14 protein-coding genes are annotated in these 16,905 nt (G+C 41.2%); 5 read left to right on the forward strand and 9 right to left on the reverse strand.

Features of this window, described 5'->3' with window-relative positions:
• Positions 1–118 precede the first annotated feature (118 nt).
• The 4 genes from mbcS to TV75_RS14175 all read right to left on the reverse strand — a co-directional run bounded on the left by mbcS (position 119) and on the right by TV75_RS14175 (position 4,962).
• Positions 119–1,702: an acyl-CoA synthetase MbcS gene (gene mbcS / locus TV75_RS14160; RefSeq protein ID WP_044339432.1), complete on the reverse strand. Its 1,584-nt coding sequence runs from the start codon at positions 1,700–1,702 to the stop codon at positions 119–121.
• A 612-nt stretch (positions 1,703–2,314) separates the two neighbouring features.
• Positions 2,315–2,518: an alpha/beta-type small acid-soluble spore protein gene (locus TV75_RS14165; protein WP_044339433.1), complete on the reverse strand. Its 204-nt coding sequence runs from the start codon at positions 2,516–2,518 to the stop codon at positions 2,315–2,317.
• 84 nt (positions 2,519–2,602) lie between these two features.
• Complete coding sequence (gene thiI, locus TV75_RS14170) at positions 2,603–3,814, reverse strand: tRNA uracil 4-sulfurtransferase ThiI (protein WP_044339434.1); 1,212 nt, start codon at positions 3,812–3,814, stop codon at positions 2,603–2,605.
• Positions 3,811–4,962 carry a cysteine desulfurase family protein gene (locus TV75_RS14175; protein WP_044339435.1) on the reverse strand — a complete coding sequence of 384 codons (1,152 nt, stop codon included), beginning with the start codon at positions 4,960–4,962 and terminating at the stop codon, positions 3,811–3,813. The genes thiI and TV75_RS14175 overlap by 4 nt, the downstream gene beginning before the upstream one ends.
• Before the next feature lie 327 nt (positions 4,963–5,289).
• Here TV75_RS14175 and brnQ point away from each other — a divergent pair, with 327 nt between their 5' ends.
• Positions 5,290–6,630 carry a branched-chain amino acid transport system II carrier protein gene (gene brnQ, locus TV75_RS14180; protein ID WP_044339436.1) on the forward strand — a complete coding sequence of 447 codons (1,341 nt, stop codon included), beginning with the start codon at positions 5,290–5,292 and terminating at the stop codon, positions 6,628–6,630.
• 85 nt (positions 6,631–6,715) lie between these two features.
• On the opposite strand, the gene ezrA is transcribed toward brnQ, so the two are convergent.
• Positions 6,716–8,410: a septation ring formation regulator EzrA gene (ezrA, locus tag TV75_RS14185; protein WP_044339437.1), complete on the reverse strand. Its 1,695-nt coding sequence runs from the start codon at positions 8,408–8,410 to the stop codon at positions 6,716–6,718.
• A gap of 288 nt (positions 8,411–8,698) precedes the next feature.
• On the opposite strand from ezrA, the gene hisJ reads away from it, so the two are divergent.
• Entirely contained in the window at positions 8,699–9,490 is a 792-nt protein-coding gene (gene hisJ / locus TV75_RS14190; protein WP_044339479.1) for a histidinol-phosphatase HisJ, read from the forward strand.
• 49 nt (positions 9,491–9,539) lie between these two features.
• On the opposite strand, the gene refZ is transcribed toward hisJ, so the two are convergent.
• Positions 9,540–10,193, reverse strand: a complete 654-nt coding sequence (gene refZ / locus TV75_RS14195; RefSeq protein ID WP_044339438.1) for a forespore capture DNA-binding protein RefZ — start codon at positions 10,191–10,193, stop codon at positions 9,540–9,542.
• 284 nt (positions 10,194–10,477) lie between these two features.
• Between refZ and TV75_RS14200 the strand changes: the two genes are divergently transcribed.
• Together TV75_RS14200 and TV75_RS14205 are read left to right on the forward strand one after the other, a co-directional pair.
• A complete protein-coding gene (locus TV75_RS14200; protein WP_044339439.1) occupies positions 10,478–10,963 on the forward strand; it encodes a GAF domain-containing protein in 486 nt (161 codons plus the stop codon).
• A 223-nt stretch (positions 10,964–11,186) separates the two neighbouring features.
• On the forward strand, positions 11,187–11,828 hold the full coding sequence (locus TV75_RS14205) for a phosphatase PAP2 family protein (protein WP_044339440.1): 642 nt from the start codon (positions 11,187–11,189) through the stop codon (positions 11,826–11,828).
• 60 nt (positions 11,829–11,888) lie between these two features.
• On the opposite strand, the gene megL is transcribed toward TV75_RS14205, so the two are convergent.
• The 3 genes from megL to TV75_RS14220 form a co-directional block, all read right to left on the reverse strand.
• Positions 11,889–13,070: a methionine gamma-lyase gene (megL, locus tag TV75_RS14210; RefSeq protein ID WP_044339441.1), complete on the reverse strand. Its 1,182-nt coding sequence runs from the start codon at positions 13,068–13,070 to the stop codon at positions 11,889–11,891.
• A 171-nt stretch (positions 13,071–13,241) separates the two neighbouring features.
• On the reverse strand, positions 13,242–15,074 hold the full coding sequence (locus TV75_RS14215; RefSeq protein WP_044339442.1) for a sensor domain-containing diguanylate cyclase: 1,833 nt from the start codon (positions 15,072–15,074) through the stop codon (positions 13,242–13,244).
• A 43-nt stretch (positions 15,075–15,117) separates the two neighbouring features.
• The gene (locus TV75_RS14220) at positions 15,118–15,723 is read right to left on the reverse strand and encodes a hypothetical protein (protein ID WP_044339443.1); all 606 of its coding nucleotides are present in this window, start codon (positions 15,721–15,723) and stop codon (positions 15,118–15,120) included.
• Positions 15,724–16,061: 338 nt separating this feature from the next.
• On the opposite strand from TV75_RS14220, the gene rpsD reads away from it, so the two are divergent.
• A complete protein-coding gene (rpsD, locus tag TV75_RS14225) occupies positions 16,062–16,664 on the forward strand; it encodes a 30S ribosomal protein S4 (protein WP_034765742.1) in 603 nt (200 codons plus the stop codon).
• Positions 16,665–16,905: the final 241 nt, after the last annotated feature.

Raw genomic sequence — 16,905 nt, forward strand, 5'->3', positions numbered from 1 at the left:
TCCTTTCTTCATAAAAGTCTATTTTTCAAATGTACCATATTATAGGAAGATTCTGAAAGGGGAAAGGTGTATGGTTCCCCATAAAAAATAGAGAGCCCTATAGGCTCCCTATCCCAGATTAGTTTTTAACTGAACTCATTTCTTTTTGTCTTAGCTCGATTCTTCTGATCTTGCCTGAAGTTGTTTTCGGCAATTCATTCACGAATTCAATCTTACGAGGATATTTGTAAGGTGCGGTTAAGTCTTTAACATGCTGCTGAAGGGCAGGAATCAATTCCGGATCCTGTTGATCCACATCACCACGCAGGACGACAAAGGCTTTCACGATCAGTCCCCTTACTTCATCGGGACTTCCTACAACGGCACATTCCTGGACGGATGGGTGCTTGACCAGTGCATCTTCCACTTCGAAAGGTCCGATGGTATAGCCGGAGCTGATGATGATATCGTCACCGCGGCCCTCAAACCAGAAGTAACCGTCTTCATCCTTTTTCGCTTTATCACCCGTAATGTAGTAATCGCCTCTGAATTGCATCGCAGTCCTTTCTGGATCTTTATAATAATTTTTGAACAGTGCAGGTGTTTCTACATGAACCGCGATGTCTCCCACTTCACCGACTTCACATGGGTACCCTTCTTCGTTGATGATTTCGACCCTGTTCCCGGGAGTCGGTTTTCCCATGGAGCCCGGTTTCAGCTCCATGCCTTTCATGATGCCGACGAGGAGCGTATTTTCTGTTTGGCCATAGCCATCACGGACTTCAATATTGAAGTGTCTCTTGAAGGCATCGATGACTTCCCTGTTTAATGGTTCCCCTGCCGATACCGCACTATGTAATTGATCCAGTTTATAAGATCCGAGATTATCCACTTTTGCCATCAAGCGATATTCTGTCGGTGTGCAGCACAGAACATTTACCCGATTGTCCTGAAGCATTTGGAGATATTTATTGGGGTCGAATTTCCCTTGATAAACAAGTCCTGTAGCTCCAGACCCCAGTACAGATAGGAACGGACTCCAAATCCACTTTTGCCAACCGGGACCTGCCGTTGCCCAGACCGTATCTCCTTCTTCGATGCATAGCCATTCACGGGCAGCTGTCTTTAAGTGAGCATATGCCCAGCCATGAGTGTGTACTACTCCTTTAGGATTTCCTGTCGTACCTGACGTATAGGAAAGGAACGCCATATCGTCACGCTTTGTGTCAGCGAATGATAGTTCTTCAGACGCTGTCTTCATTTCTTCTTCGATTGCAATCCAGCCGTCTTGCTTTTCTCCCACTACGAACTTCTTAAGATTCTCCATTCCCCTTACGTTTTCAAACTGCTCAACAAATGGAGAATATGCTACAATCCCTTTTACATCCCCGTGATCGATACGATACTCCAGATCTTTTGTCCGCAGCATTTCCGAGCTTGGAATCACAACAAGGCCGGATTTAAGGGCTGCAAGATACACGGCGTACGCTTCAATTAAGCGTGGAACCATGACCAGGATGACATCCCCCTTTTCAAGGTTCGAACCGGAGAAAACGTTTCCAATTTTATTTACATTTTTTAATAACTGTGAGTATGTAATTTCTTCCTTTGTTCCTTCTTCGTTTTCCCACTTGATCGCAAGCTTTTCCTGATCACTTGCAAACTTCTCTACTTCCTCTACCAAATTGTACTTTTCCGGTGCGATCAATTCTTCCCTCTTCATTCTGACTCCCCCTTGTTTGTCGATACTACTTCTTCATTATACAAAAAAATTTAAATTTTTTAAATTGTTTGTTTATATTTCGTTTATAGTCAAATTGTGAGGACTTTCGACAAACGACTCACCTCCGCTGCTTTTGGGGTCTCGACCTTTCCTCTATCTCCCCCAAGAGTCAAGTGCCTTCCGCTACAATCCACTCTGTGCTTCTATGTAGCAAGGAAATATCTCGATAATTATCTTGCTTGGTTCCAAGTGCTGGAGATTCCATCATAAATTTATTGATTTTTAACAGATTTGTTCGTGTGTTTATTATTTAATTTCGGTACATTTGATTTTAGCTATTTCCAGCGGTTGATTGGAGTGCAAGACGAAGACTCCTGCGGGAAAAGTAGCTTATGTGAGACCCCGCAGGCTTGCCGAGGAGGCTCACGGGCTACCCGCGGAAAGCGTAGTCTTGCACGGAAATCATTAGCGGTATTGAGAATACACTTCTATTTTTAGTTTTATCCCATCCTCTTTCATCATAGTAAAAAACAACATTAGACTTTAACAGAGCCAAAAAGAAAAAATAAAAAGGAGCGAGAGAATCTCGCTCCTTGTAGCCATTGTATTTAATTATTTTGCGTATCCGCCACCGATTTGTTGTTCAGCCATTTGAACTAAACGTTTAGTGATTTCACCACCTACAGAACCGTTAGCGCGTGCTGTTGCATCTGGACCAAGTTGAACTCCGAATTCTGAAGCGATTTCGTATTTCATTTGGTCGATTGCTTGTTGAGCTCCTGGAGCTACTAATTGATTTGAACTTCTGTTTGCCATGTGTTTTCACCTCCTTGTGAATATAGATTGTGCGAAAACACATGGCTTCATGCAAAGAAAACAGTTGGTAAATAATCCTAAATTTTAGAGTAGTTCGTCAAATGCTTTTTCTGTATTTAAACCTGTCGATCCATCGATCGTAATGGTTTCTGTTTCGTCCACTGCGTCTTTAATCAGGGTGTCGAAATCAACGAAGCTTTCATAATACTCCACTTTTTCTTTTTTAGGTCTTGTTTTTGGTGCTGGAGGAGTGAAAATCGTACAGCAATCCTCGTAAGGAAGAATTGAAATGTCATGTGTATCGATTTTTTGAGCGATATCAATGATTTCTAACTTGTCCATAGCGATGAGCGGTCGCAACACCGGTGTGTTGGTGACATCATTGATGGCTTGCATGCTCTCTAAAGTCTGACTCGCCACCTGTCCGAGGCTTTCCCCGGTCACAAGTGCCAACCCTTCGTTCTTATGGCGAATCTGATCTGCAATCCGGAGCATCATCCGTCGCGTTGAAGTCATGGTGTAATTTTCAGGAACCTGATCATGAATCGTTTGCTGAATTTTCGTGAACGGCACGATATGCAACTTCACCTTCCCGCTGAATGCAGACAGCTTCTTCGAAAGATCGACCACTTTTTGCTTGGCCCTTTCACTTGTAAATGGCGGGCTATGGAAATGAACGGCCTCCACCTCGACGCCTCTTTTCATCGTTAAATAACCTGCAACCGGACTATCGATCCCTCCTGAGAGCATCAGCATCGCTTTCCCGCTTGCCCCTACAGGCATCCCGGTTGAGCCTTGATAGATTTCAGAGGAGAGATAGACACCTTCTTTTCTCACTTCTACGTTTAATTTAATATCGGGATTTTTCACATCGACCTTTAAACCGTCCATATTGCGAAGAATGTAGGATCCCACTTCGTAATTCAATTCATTGGTGTCCATGGAAAACTTTTTATCCGCTCTGCGGGCAGATACCTTAAATGTTTTTCCAGGCTCGAAATTCTTCTGAACGAGCGCTAATCCTGCTTTGCTTATTTCTTCAATATCCTGGGCTACCTTTACAACCGGGCTGAACGATTGGATCCCGAATATCTTTTCCAATCTTGGGATAATCTCCTCTCCGTTCTCGTCACCTAACTGAATATGCAGTCGGTCGCGGCTTGCTGAAACCGAGATCGTCGGAAAATCCTTCAATGCTTCCAAGATGTTTTCCCGTAACTTAGCTGTAAATTGCTTTCTGTTCCTACCTTTTGTTGAAATCTCACCGTATCTTACTAGTATGCGATTATAATTCATCGTGATCTCCTCATTGTCTTTTGTAATAGAGCTATTTCCTTCTTTAATAACTGTATGAATTGCCGGCATTCTTCCATTGTATTGTGAAAAGATAAGCTGATTCGGATGGAGCTGTTCGCCAGATTCTCTGGTACACCCATGGATAGTAGCGTTTGACTTGGCTTACTTTGCTTGGAGGAACAGGCACTTGTTGTCGACACATACACCTCATGCCGATCTAATGCATGAACGACCACTTCACCTTTGAAATCCTGTATGGAAAAGTTAAGGATGTGAGGGGCATGATGTGAGAGGGGTGTATGAACGGTCACACCTTCCATCCTTTCCAATTCTCTCCTTAAATACCTTTGGTTTTCTTCCATTAAAGGAAGCTTCTGTATACTTTCCGCCAGGTGCATTCTTAATGCTTTTGCAAATGATGCGATTCCCCCTGTATTTTCCGTACCGCTTCTGAGATTACCTTCCTGCTCCCCGCCGGATATGATAGGCGAAAGCTGGAGTCCGTCCCTCACGAATAGCATTCCTGTTCCTTTGATCCCATGAATTTTATGAGCGGAAATGCTGCATAAATCAATGAGCTTCTCATTTAAAATAAGAGGGACCTTTCCGCACGCCTGAACGGCATCGACATGAAAAAGGATCTTTGGATAGTCCTTCAGCATCGTCCCTATTTCCCGGATGGGCTGGACACTTCCGATTTCGTTGTTCACTTGCATGACAGATACAAGAATGGTGTCATCCTGAATTGCTTCTTTTACTTTTTCAGGCCGGATTCTGCCTTGATCATTCACATCAAGATACGTCACAGAATACCCGAGCCCCTCTAATTGCTTTACGGCATTCTGGACGGAAGGATGTTCTATTTTGGTCGTAATGATATGTTTCCCTCTGTGACCGTATTGCAAAGCCGTCCCTTTTATCGCCAGATTATTTGATTCTGTTCCACCGGAAGTGAAAAACACTTCTTTCTTTTTTATCTCTAATAAAGAAGCCACTTGCTCCCTGGACTGCTGAATTAATTTCTCTATTTGCCCTCCAAAAGAATGGATGGATGAAGGGTTGGCATAATAACTTTCATTCACTTTAATAAATGTATCCAGTACTTCCTTATATGGCTTGGTTGTTGCACTATTATCTAAGTAAATCAAGATTCCACCCTCTTTTACTAAGCTAGCAGATATATTCAATCACTAATCTTACCATAAATCATCCCGAACCCAAATGATATTCATGGTGCAGGGAAAGATATTATTGTAGTAATACTAATTCTCTATGCTATTTCGATAATTTTTTGCAATTTCCAAAAATAATCATTGAAAAATGACAGAATTTTTGCGAGAATCATAAAGGAAATAACCACGAAAGTTATTTAAATATACTAAATTGTAAGATTATTTAGTTTTTCGACATTTTTCTACAATCTTATGATAAGATATTTTTTGCTTATGATAACGATTACAAACGGAGGGGTATATATGAAAGAGAAAGCGCTATCATTTAGCCAAATCTTTACGATAGGATTAATGCTTTTTGCTCTTTTCCTCGGAGCAGGTAATATGATCTTCCCGCCATTTTTAGGGCAGCAAGCCGGAGAACATGTGTGGACAGGTATTATCGGCTTTCTCATAACTGGAGTGGGACTTCCTTTATTGGGTGTTATCGCCATCGCCAAATCTGGAGGAGATCTTCAGACACTTGCAAATCGAGTTCATCCTTTATATGGACTAGTATTTACGATTGTGATGTACTTGGCCATTGGACCATTTTTCGGGATTCCGAGAACCGGTACGGTTGCTTATGAAATCGGAGTGATCCCATTTTTACCTGGAGATGTTGCAAAATACGGAACTCCTTTATTCATTTATACGATCATCTTTTTTGGATTAACCGCATGGCTTGCGATGAACCCTTCAAAGCTCGTAGACAGAATCGGAAAGATTTTAACACCTTCCCTGATTGTGATCCTTACAATCTTAGTGGTCAAGAGTATCGTAACTCCTATGGGAGATTTCGGGGCACCGAACCCCGCTTATCAGGATGGGCCTTTATTCAAAGGATTCATTGAAGGGTATCTGACAATGGATACTATCGCTGCTTTAGTGTTTGGGATTGTGGTGATCAATTCAATTAAAGACCGTGGTGTGACGAGTAAAGCAAACCTGACTCGGATAACGATCATTGCAGGGGTCATCGCTGCAATCGGTTTAGCACTTGTTTATTTATCTTTAAGTTACATTGGAGCTACAAGTACAGATTCCATCGGTACTCAAGCTAACGGTGGTGCCATTCTATCAGCGGCAGCGAGTCATTTATTCGGTTCTTTAGGAACAGTCATCCTGGGACTGGCAATCACGTTTGCATGCATCACTACATCAGTCGGACTCGTTTCTGCATGTTCACAATATTTCGCGAAGATTCTTCCGGTATCTTATCCGAAGCTAGTGATCATCATGTCTGCATTTAGTATGATTATTGCCAATATTGGGTTGACTCAGCTGATTGCGGTATCATTACCGGTACTCATCTTCATTTATCCATTGGCCATCGTATTGATCTTACTGTCATTCATGCACAATGGATTCAACGGCTATTCTCTCGTCTACGTGGGAGCCCTGATTCCAACAGGTTTAATCAGCTTAATTGATGGCATTAAAACCGCTGGGGTAGACGTGACAGCCATCAGTCAATCACTTGAATTTCTTCCTTTCTACACACAAGGGATCGGCTGGTTAGTACCGGCGATGGTCGGTGCAATCATCGGCTTCGTGATTGCCGCACTTGCAGGGCAGACGAAGCGCACGTTTGAAGCCAGTTAAGACCGATCCCAAGGGATGGTAAACATGAAAAAGGACTGATTTAGAATCAAGATTCTAAATCAGTCCTTTTAATTTGTGAGGATTATCATTTTCCCTCAAGGTCCATCATTTTCTCTATTTTCTTAAGAGCACCCGGCTCTACTTTTTCAATCGTTGTTGCGGCTTCTTCTAATGCTTTTCGGTAATCATAGTCACGGAAGGCTTCTTCAGCAGACTGAAGACCATCTCTGACTGAACTATACTTACTGCGATAGCGATTTCCGTATTGAATGATTTTCTCCGATAGAAGGACATTATCGATTAAATCTCCCGTCTTCGTATAGAAATGATCGACAGTGTCTTCAGCCCCCATTAATGTTTCTTGTACAAACTTCATGTTTAAAGGCTTCTCCGTTAAACTGGCATTCACTTGCTCGATCTTCAGATGTACTTCATCAAGAAGATCTTTGTAATCTGCAGGCAGGCCTGGAACATTACTCTTTGAGATCATTCTGCTGGCTTCAGCCACCTTCTTCTTCAGCTCCTGAATTTTCTCACGGGTTGCCAGTTCATCCTTACGCAAGTTCTGTAAGTAGATGGTAAACTCACTTTGCTCCCGATTCAGTTCTTCCAGCCCATTTCTGATTTCCTTCAATTCATCACTTAAAGTGGAATAGGCTGTGCCATTCGATTCTTCTTTATTCATCAACATTTCGTGGCGCTTTGAAAGGTGAATGATTTTCTTTTCGATTTCGCTAGGTGTTCCAAGGTCTGCATCATGAAGATGGTAGCCTTGTTTCACTAAGCTTACTTCAGATTGGATATCTTCATTATCTTCCTTGGCCTTGATCAATCCTTCAGTCGTCTGATCTTTATACTGTTGGACAAAGTGCTTGGCATGAACTTCTTTTTCCAGCAAATCGTATAGGGTCTCGACTGTCACCTTGATTTCCTGGATACCTTCTTCTACTTCTTCTACATGAAGCTCTTCAAGATTTTTATTGAAATGGAGGAGGGTTTCCTTCAGGGATGAGACCTCTTTTCCAACTTCGATATGATCAAGCATGTATCCTTGGTCCTTCATCTCCACGTAACCAGCTTCAAGCTCCGATAACTGAGATGGTAAAACATTTTCACAATCGGTGATCAGCTTAGGGATCGTCTCCATTTTGTAGGAAACATCTTTCATTTCCTGTGCCAGGCTAAGCACGATTTCTCTCGCATCCAAATAATTCCCCTGCTCTGTCAATTCATTGAATCGGTTCATTTGTTCAGCGAGCTTATCCAAGGTATTCTCTATGTACTTAGCTGTTTGACCATATGTATGACGATACGCAAGTAACTGTTTTTTACTGTTTCTATATTCTTCCTGAAGAGATTGGATTTCTTCACGGTTCTTCTCTTCACTGCCAATTAATTCATTTAATTCTGATAGTATTTCCTTAATTTTCTCTTCAGTTTCTGTAAGGACCTTGTCGATCAAGGATAGGGTCTCTTTTGTTTTCGAAAAACGAAATTTATCGGTGTACTCTTCTGCATCGAATAGTAGTTCTTCAACATCAGGAAGCTGCACAGCAACAATCTCATCCCATCCCTGTCTCCAACCGTCGAACAATTCCTCTGTTTGCCCCGTCATATTCAATTGTTTCACTTTGGAGAGTTCATCTGAAACCGGCTTGTTCATAATTTCGATTTTCCAAGCTTCATAACGATCGATTTCAGCATAATATTTTTTTCTAGAGATAAAACCAATAAGGAATATGATTAAGATAAGTATTATTCCACCGATGACGTATTGCATCTTAAGCCCCCTGTTCAACTATTCAGTAGACATCTATATCAATTTGAATGTTTCATTGTTTCATTAATAAATTCTCATTGCTATAATGATACCATGTTAACGACAATTTTTGACTATTAATTTCTAATTTTTCAGTGATAAAAAGACATTTTCAGTAATATCAAGGGGAAATTGACTTTTTTATATGTATTTTTGATATTACTTTTCATTGCATATGCGAAAGTGAAGGCGGCAATTTGATTTCACAGTGCTTTTTCATACTAAAAAACAAGGAAGTGAAGACTTTTGGTGAAAGTGGACGGACATATTCATACCCCTTTTTGTCCTCATGGAAGTGAGGATTCATTTGAAATGTATATTGAAAGAGCGATCTCCTTAAACTATTCTGCTATAACATTTACGGAGCATGCGCCACTTCCCCAGGGCTTTGAAGATACAACACCGGACAAGGATAGCGGAATGGACCCATCACATCTTTTAGAATATTTTCAAACTCTGGATATCCTTAAGGGGAAATATAAAGATAGAATCACGATCCGTTCAGGATTAGAGGTTGATTACATTGCTGGATTTGAAAAAGAAACAGCGGAATTTTTAAATGCTTACGGGCCTCGATTGGATGATAGCATTCTATCCGTCCATTTTTTACAGCACGAGGGAAGATGGGATTGTCTGGACTTCAGCCCTGAAGTATTCCAATCTATGATTGAGCATTACGGATCCGTCGATGCGATTTACGAACGCTATTATGATACGGTATTAAAGTCGATCAGAGCTGACTTGGGACCCTATAAGCCTAAGCGGATCGGTCATATGACCCTCGTAAAGAAATTTCAACAGCTCTATCCCGCTTCCCATACTTTTTCAGATAAAACTTCCATGATATTAAAAGAGATGGAATCGGGAAATCTGGAATTGGATTATAATGGCGCAGGCCTGGTTAAACCCTATTGTGGTGAGTCCTATCCGCCAGCAGATATCATCCGACAAGCCCTTTCCTTAGGCATCAAAACCGTTTACGGTTCCGATGCCCATACAGCTGCCGGTATTGAACAAGGCAGGGCAGAGATGAAACTCTGAAAGACAAAGAACTCTTCTCCTAGACGAGAAGAGTTCTTTGTCTATCTGCCTAGATAATAAGCTCTTTCTTCATGACTTCCTTTGCTTCAGAAACGAGTAGCAAATCAATCCATTGATCGATATTCTTGTAGTATTGATCGATAAAATAATATTCCTGAGGAAACATTTGCCATACTTCCCTTAGTTGCTGACTATTGAGGAACGGCATGGTCAGCATGGACTTGAGCTGGATCACTAAAAAGCTGACAGGCTGCTTCTTCAATGCATGATCCTTCATCCCTTGTTCAAATAACCGTTTCATATAATGTCGCTCTTTCATTAAATAGGAAGAAATGATTTCACGCACAACCTGCGAATCAATCGATACTTCCCTCCAGATAAATCTGGCTAATTGATGATTTTCACTTTGAAATTTCAAGATTTTGTACACTGCCCGTTTTAAGCATAAATCAGCACTTACATAGTTCAAGGCTTCCACTTCTTCCTGAAGAAAGCGCAGATACTGTTCAAAGAAATGAGTGAAGCATGCTTCCAACACTCCCTGCTTCCCTTTAAAGTAATAGGAGATGGTAGCAGGATTTACATTCGCTCTTTTTGCTATATCCCGGACTGAGGTCCCATCAAAACCATGATCATAAAACAAATACACGGCTGCTTGAAAAATAGCTTCTTTCGTGGGTATGGAGGTATCTAGTTTTTTCATATTTCCCCTTCTTTCAAATATGATAGGCTTATGAAAAAAACAGTGACGAGGATTCAATCTATTAAAAATCTTTTGATGAAAAAATCTTATTCATTGAAGGTTAGGATGAAATATGCTAAAAATGGTTCAATAGATGTTTCTATTATAGTTTGTTTACACAAAGAATTCGTGTTTTCATGTGGATTTCCTTTAAGTATTTCTCGACAGGATTTGTTACCTTGAGGGCTAAAGGGAAAAAACAGACGTGAAATAGCGCATATTATGTAGAATTGGGGGAGTTGTTGGTGTTTAAAGTAGAAAAATATCAAGGTACAAAGGAACAGGGCTTTGGTCTTGTAACAAAACAACTGAAAGCTTTATTAGAAGGCGAACCAAATCAAGTGGCGAATTTAAGCAATGCTTCTGCCCTATTAAATCAATTTATGGACCGCATTAACTGGGTAGGCTTTTATTTATATGAAGAAGAAAGCAATCAATTGGTATTAGGACCATTCCAGGGACTGCCTGCATGCGTAAGAATTCCATTAGGAAGAGGCGTTTGCGGTACATCTGCAAGTGAACAAAAAACGCTTCGGATCGATGATGTCCACCAATTCCCGGGGCACATCGCATGTGATGCAGCCTCTCAATCTGAAATCGTCATCCCTCTCGTGAAAGAAGGAAAACTGATCGGGGTACTGGATATTGATAGTCCGGAAAAAGCTAGATTTGACGAAGAGGAGCAGAAGTACTTGGAGATTTTTGTGGAAGAACTTTTAAAACATCTTTGATACGGGATCAGAATTGGATAAGACCCTGCCGAATATGAACATTCATATTCGGCAGGGTCTTTTTTTGATCACAATGAAGTTTTGAAGTTGTCACAACTGTAAATGGTAAAAAGTTTACGTTTTTCTATCGTACAAATAGGGAAGTTAGTAAGGGAAATGAGAACTTTAGACTGGACCATTCCATACAATATCCAGAAGGAATTCCAGGTAAGAGGGGTGTCATATGAGCGATAAGAAAAAAGACTTACCCTATTTATTATGTTTGCTGGTGATGCCGGCATTAGGGTTGTTATACACACTACTGAATACGGATACCCGTGAAGCGGTCATCCTTTCTACAACACTTGATGAATGGATCCCATTCGTGCCGGTTTTCATTGTGCCCTATATTTTCTGGTACGCGTTTATTTTAGGGTACCTTTTTTACTTTTGGTATAAAGACGTCCATATCTTCATGAAAACAATGAGCATTATTGTTATCGGTGAGTTGATATGTTTCGTTATTTACTTTTTTTTTCAAACTACCGTACCTCGTCCGGAACTTACGGGAGACGGAATGTTTATCCACCTGGTAGGGATGATCTATAGTCATGACCAGCCGTATAATGCATTTCCAAGCATCCATGTTTTAACGACATTTTCAATCATTCTTGCCAATATCAATATTAAAAATAAACACTCGTTCCACTCTGTCTTTGTGCCGATAATGGGTTCGTTGATTATCGTCTCAACCCTTTTTGTTAAACAACATTATGTTCTCGACATGGTTGGCTCGATCTTTTTAACGGTGTTCATCTATGGCATTATTTTTGAGCTTTATGGAGTAAGTACAAAGAAATCAAATCAAGCCTATTTAAAAGAGTAAAAATCATCGCCATACAAAAACAGGAAGAAACCAGTCAACCTGGTTCCTTCCTGTTTTCCTTTATGCCTTATCCAACGCACGCGATAAATCACTCCATATATCCTCCGACGCTTCCAATCCTACAGAAAGCCTTAGAAGTGTGTCACTGATTCCCATGCTTTTTCTTGACTCTTCGGGTACGACTGCATGAGTCATGGTCGCCGGATGCTGGATCAATGTTTCTGCATCCCCCAGACTGACGGCGATCTTGATCATTTCGAGATCATCCATGAACTTCTGGGCTTCTTCCTTAGAGCCTTTCAGCGTAAAGGAAATCATCCCGCCAGGTTTTTTCATTTGTTTCTTCATGACAGCGTGCTGAGGGTGATTTGCATGTCCAGGGTAAATAACCGTTTCGACAGCCGGATGCCCTGCTAATAAATCGGCAATTTTTTCAGCACTTTCACAGTGACGATCCATTCGCACGGCCAATGTTTTTAACCCGCGCAGCAATAACCATGCATCAAAGGGAGAAATGATTCCTCCAATATCCTTCTGAGTCGTCATCCGGATTTCAGCCATTTTCTCCTGTGATCCAACAACGAGTCCCGCGACCACATCTCCGTGACCGCCGATGTACTTTGTCGCGCTATGAATGACAATATCGCATCCCAGTTCCAATGGTCGTTGTAAATAAGGAGAGCAGAATGTATTATCTACCACTACCGGAATCCCTTTTTCACGGGCGACCTTCACCACAAGCTCAAGATCAATTAATTGCATCGTCGGATTGATCGGGGTTTCTACATAGATACAGCTCGTTTGTTCTGTGATTTTCCCTCGGATTTCTTCCTCTGAATCCATGGAAGAAAAATCATGCCCAATCGCAAATTTCTCTTGAAGCAGCTCAAGTAAACCGAACGTACAGCCATACACCCCTTGAGAGCATAGGATATGATCCCCTGATTTTGTTAACGAAAACAGCACCGCGCTCACTGCCGCCATACCGGAACCAAAGGCAAGGGCTGCCTCTCCCCCTTCGAGTGACGCCATCCTGTCTTCCAAAATCGATACCGTCGGATTTCCAAGTCTTGAATATATATAGCCTTCCTCTTCACCAGCAAATCGATTTTCCCCTTGTTTCGCATTTGCAAAGGTATAGGTAGAAGTTTGGTATAAAGGTGGCGCTAAACTATCAAAATGCTGAGATGATGCATACCCCTCATGAATCACCCTTGTTTCAAAACGCTTCTCTTCTTTCATACGTATTCCTCCCAGTAATCCCTTTAAGTCTAAGTAACTACTATTCTAGAATATGATAACCCTGTCAAAAAAGAAAGCGGTTACACTAAAGTGATAAAGGAAAATTGTCTGATTTCCCCCATAAAAGTAGAAGCCGGAAGAGACATGTCGACCCCGGCTTCTTGAAGGACATTATTCCATGATGATTCCATCACAATCTTTCACAACCTGGTTCTTACCATTATTCTTTGCATGATAGAGTGCTTCATCTGCTTTCTTTACTAATTCCTTCACAGACTTAGGGCATTGGTCGTCCCATCTTCTCCATGTGGATAATCCACAGGACAGGGTCACGGCAGGATCTGTTTTTACAGGAACCTGCTCGACGATGCGCTGAGCAATTCCCCATCCATCCTCAAGATCAAGAGAAGGTAAGTAGACCGCTAATTCTTCTCCACCCCACCTGGCAACAAATCCATCATGACTTACGATCCCTTGAATCAGGTTCGACACCCGGATGATTACTTCATCACCAATTTGATGACCGTAGTTATCATTGATCGCTTTAAAATCATCGATATCAATTAACAGCAGGGTACCCAATGAATCCTTACTCATGGAAGATTCCATCTCATCATCGAGATAATTCCGCGCGAATAGTTTGGTCATATGATCGGTAATGACCATATGTTCGAGCTTCTCACGAAGGGTTGCATTGGTTATTGCAAGGGTCGAGTGATGAATGAAGGACTGAAGCAGCTTGTACATATCAAATGAAAACATGTAAGGCTCTTTATGTAACACTACGCAAAACCCTAACAGGGCTTCATTCTGGATCATGGGCACGGCCATGACCGATGGAAAGGCCGCCCCTCGATCAAATCGATCGCTCACATCTCCCATAAAGATTGCATCCCGTTCCTTCTCGATTCTCGCCTTTACATAGGAGATGTACTTTTCACCTTCTTCTTCAAAAAAAACAGAAGAGCTTTCTTCCAGGATTCTATCTTCCCCGTTTTGATGTAGAACAAATCCGATGGCGGATGCTTGAAAGGAACGTTTAATTTGCTTCTTTAAGAACATAACCGTATCCGTCAAACGCAAATTCAGGTTCAATTGGTGGGAGGTTTCATTAATAAGCTGCAAATCGGTGATGAGCCTTTTGGATTGTTCGTAGAGTTTGGCATTTTCAAGGGCACTCCCAGCCGTATAGGCAAGCAGGCGAATGAACTCGATTTTCTGGTCCGTAAAGGTTGAATGGGATTTTGACCTCACCTCAAGCACCCCATAGATTCCCTGCTTTCCTTTTAAAGGCGCATACAGGACATTCTGTTCCCCGACTTCAATATTCCCATTGACAAATGCCTGCATGGCAGACTCATCGGCATGATCAAAGTCAAAGTTTTTAATGGGAAGTGTCCCGAATTCATATCGGTCGTTAGACAATAACAAGTGGAATTCATCGATTGGAAACACCTGCTTCAACGTTTCAATGATCTCCACTAGAAGCGTATGCACATCCCTGGTCGAGTGAAAGATCTCCGTTACTTTAAATAATTCCCTGTACCGTTTCTCATCTTCACGTACGGTCTGGATTCCACCTGTATGCTGTAAAAATTGATTGCTTGCTTCCCAGAAAGAATGGAGCCAGCTATCGTCTGCCTTCTCTTTACGTTCATCCCTCTTTACTAGAAGAATGGCTGAAGGACTGCCGTCTTTATTCGTAAAGTGAAAACGGATAGTGAAATCATTCTCTTCCTCCACCATAACAGGACGAAGAATGTATTCCTCCCTTGTTTCAGCAAGCGTGAGGGGAACATCCTCATTGTCACTGGGGTGATATAAGAAATAGGCAGACTCGCTATAAAAATATAAAAATGCCCGATCAATATCAAGGCAGTCTTTAATGATCGTCAGCCACTTTTGCAGATGAGCAGAATGACCTGACTCGGCTGACAATTCTTCATATATTAAATCAAACAGCTTTGACTTATATTCAAGCAAAGAATTATGAATTATATACATTTTCTCACCCACACCTAAAAGGTTTGTGAAACTATTATCATCATTAACCCTGAGCCAGTACCAGATCTTCTTGAAATACAACGAGCCATAACGACTCATCGACGGATAAGGGATGGACTTCCACGGGTTCCGCTTTTCGATCAGACAAATCCAGTTCAATCAGGTCTTTGTTTCCCCTTAAGGAAATGCCGATCATCTGATCCTGCTCATCATATTCAAAGGGTTGTTGACTGGAAATGAGCCGAGAAGGTGCTTCCTTCTCCTCTTGCAAAACCTCTAAAGAATCCGAAAATAACACCCACTGTTTGTTATCTAATTGGACCCAGATCCCATTTTCCTCTTTAGTGATCCCTACCTTTTTCACGGTTTTCTTTAAAGACACACTATGTAATACCTTAAAATAATACTGATTGCTTCTATCAAGTTCATATATAATAAGGACAGGCTGATCTTGAACCATCTTCGCAACTGCAATGACGGGATTCCGTTCCCCGTTTCCTGCAGATAATACTTCCGCATGGATCGATTGTTCAGGCACATCCGCTTGTTCAGAGGAGGCAGAGGAATAAACAAACCCTCCTAAAACAATCAATAAGCAAAGGCCGATCAATACAAGTCGAAGGTTTTTTTCTCTAATTGATTCTTTCAATGGTACTCACCTATTTAACATATTTTCCAAGTTTTATTATATCACAAGAAATGACTTATGGACTATTTTGTTTAGCCCATCACCTTTGCATAAATCTATGAATACTGAAATACTTCCTTGACTTCTATTCTCTCGCGTCATATAATATTCTTTGTGTAAAATAATGCAGCTTCAGTGAAGTCCTTTATGATCGTATTTTGTTCCTCTACATCTTGAGGTGTATCTTGTAACCCTCTGCTGCTAGGGCGAAGGTACATGAAAACAAAATACACATAATTGTTTATTCACAGGTGTTTTTATTTTACAACAAAATAAAAACAATAAAGGAGGAGTCATTCATGGCTCGATATACTGGCCCAAGCTGGAAATTATCTCGTCGTCTTGGAATCTCTCTAAGCGGTACGGGTAAAGAATTAGAAAAGCGTCCTTACGCTCCTGGACAACATGGTCCAAACCAACGTAAAAAAATCTCTGAGTACGGTTTACAACTTCAAGAGAAGCAAAAACTTCGTCACATGTACGGAGTAACTGAGCGTCAATTCCGTAACCTATTTGACCAAGCTGGCAAATTACAAGGTAAACACGGTGAAAACTTCATGGCGCTACTTGAGTGCCGCCTGGATAACGTTGTTTATCGTCTAGGTCTTGCTCGTACTCGCCGTCAAGCACGTCAACTTGTTAACCACGGTCACGTAACAGTGAACGGATCTCGCGTAGACATCCCTTCATTCCGCGTTCTTCCTGGTCAAACAATCTCAGTTCGTGAAAAATCACGCAACCTTGACATCATCAAAGAAGCGATGGAAGTGAACAGCTTTGTTCCTGAATTCCTAACTTTCGATGCTGACAAATTAGAAGGTACTTTCACACGCGTTCCTGAGCGTTCTGAATTACCAGCTGAAATTAACGAAGCTCTTATCGTTGAGTTCTACTCTCGTTAATCTTTGTAAGAAAGACACTGTCCATTTTTTGGACAGTGTTTTTTTGATTTCTTTAATAGATTAAGTCATTGTCTGGACATTTATTAGTGAAAATCGTAGAATTCACGATATTTTACGTATGTGATGGAATTATGAGAAGCGCTTCTTAAGAAGTATTTGAGATATATTTTCAAAAATGGACCGTTTATTTTCAATTTTCACGATATATTTTCAAAAATGGCACTTTTATTTTCAATTAATA

The organism is Rossellomorea aquimaris (assembly GCF_000935355.1).
Lineage (GTDB): Bacteria > Bacillota > Bacilli > Bacillales > Bacillaceae_B > Rossellomorea > Rossellomorea aquimaris_B.

Coding starts and splice junctions, on each gene's coding strand:
- mbcS (WP_044339432.1), bottom strand. CDS start 1,702: ATGAAGAGGGAAGAATTGATCGCACCGGAAAAGTACAATTTGGTAGAG.
- TV75_RS14165 (WP_044339433.1), bottom strand. CDS start 2,518: ATGGCAAACAGAAGTTCAAATCAATTAGTAGCTCCAGGAGCTCAACAA.
- thiI (WP_044339434.1), bottom strand. CDS start 3,814: ATGAATTATAATCGCATACTAGTAAGATACGGTGAGATTTCAACAAAA.
- brnQ (WP_044339436.1), top strand. CDS start 5,290: ATGAAAGAGAAAGCGCTATCATTTAGCCAAATCTTTACGATAGGATTA.
- ezrA (WP_044339437.1), bottom strand. CDS start 8,410: ATGCAATACGTCATCGGTGGAATAATACTTATCTTAATCATATTCCTT.
- refZ (WP_044339438.1), bottom strand. CDS start 10,193: ATGAAAAAACTAGATACCTCCATACCCACGAAAGAAGCTATTTTTCAA.
- TV75_RS14205 (WP_044339440.1), top strand. CDS start 11,187: ATGAGCGATAAGAAAAAAGACTTACCCTATTTATTATGTTTGCTGGTG.
- megL (WP_044339441.1), bottom strand. CDS start 13,070: ATGAAAGAAGAGAAGCGTTTTGAAACAAGGGTGATTCATGAGGGGTAT.
- TV75_RS14215 (WP_044339442.1), bottom strand. CDS start 15,074: ATGTATATAATTCATAATTCTTTGCTTGAATATAAGTCAAAGCTGTTT.
- rpsD (WP_034765742.1), top strand. CDS start 16,062: ATGGCTCGATATACTGGCCCAAGCTGGAAATTATCTCGTCGTCTTGGA.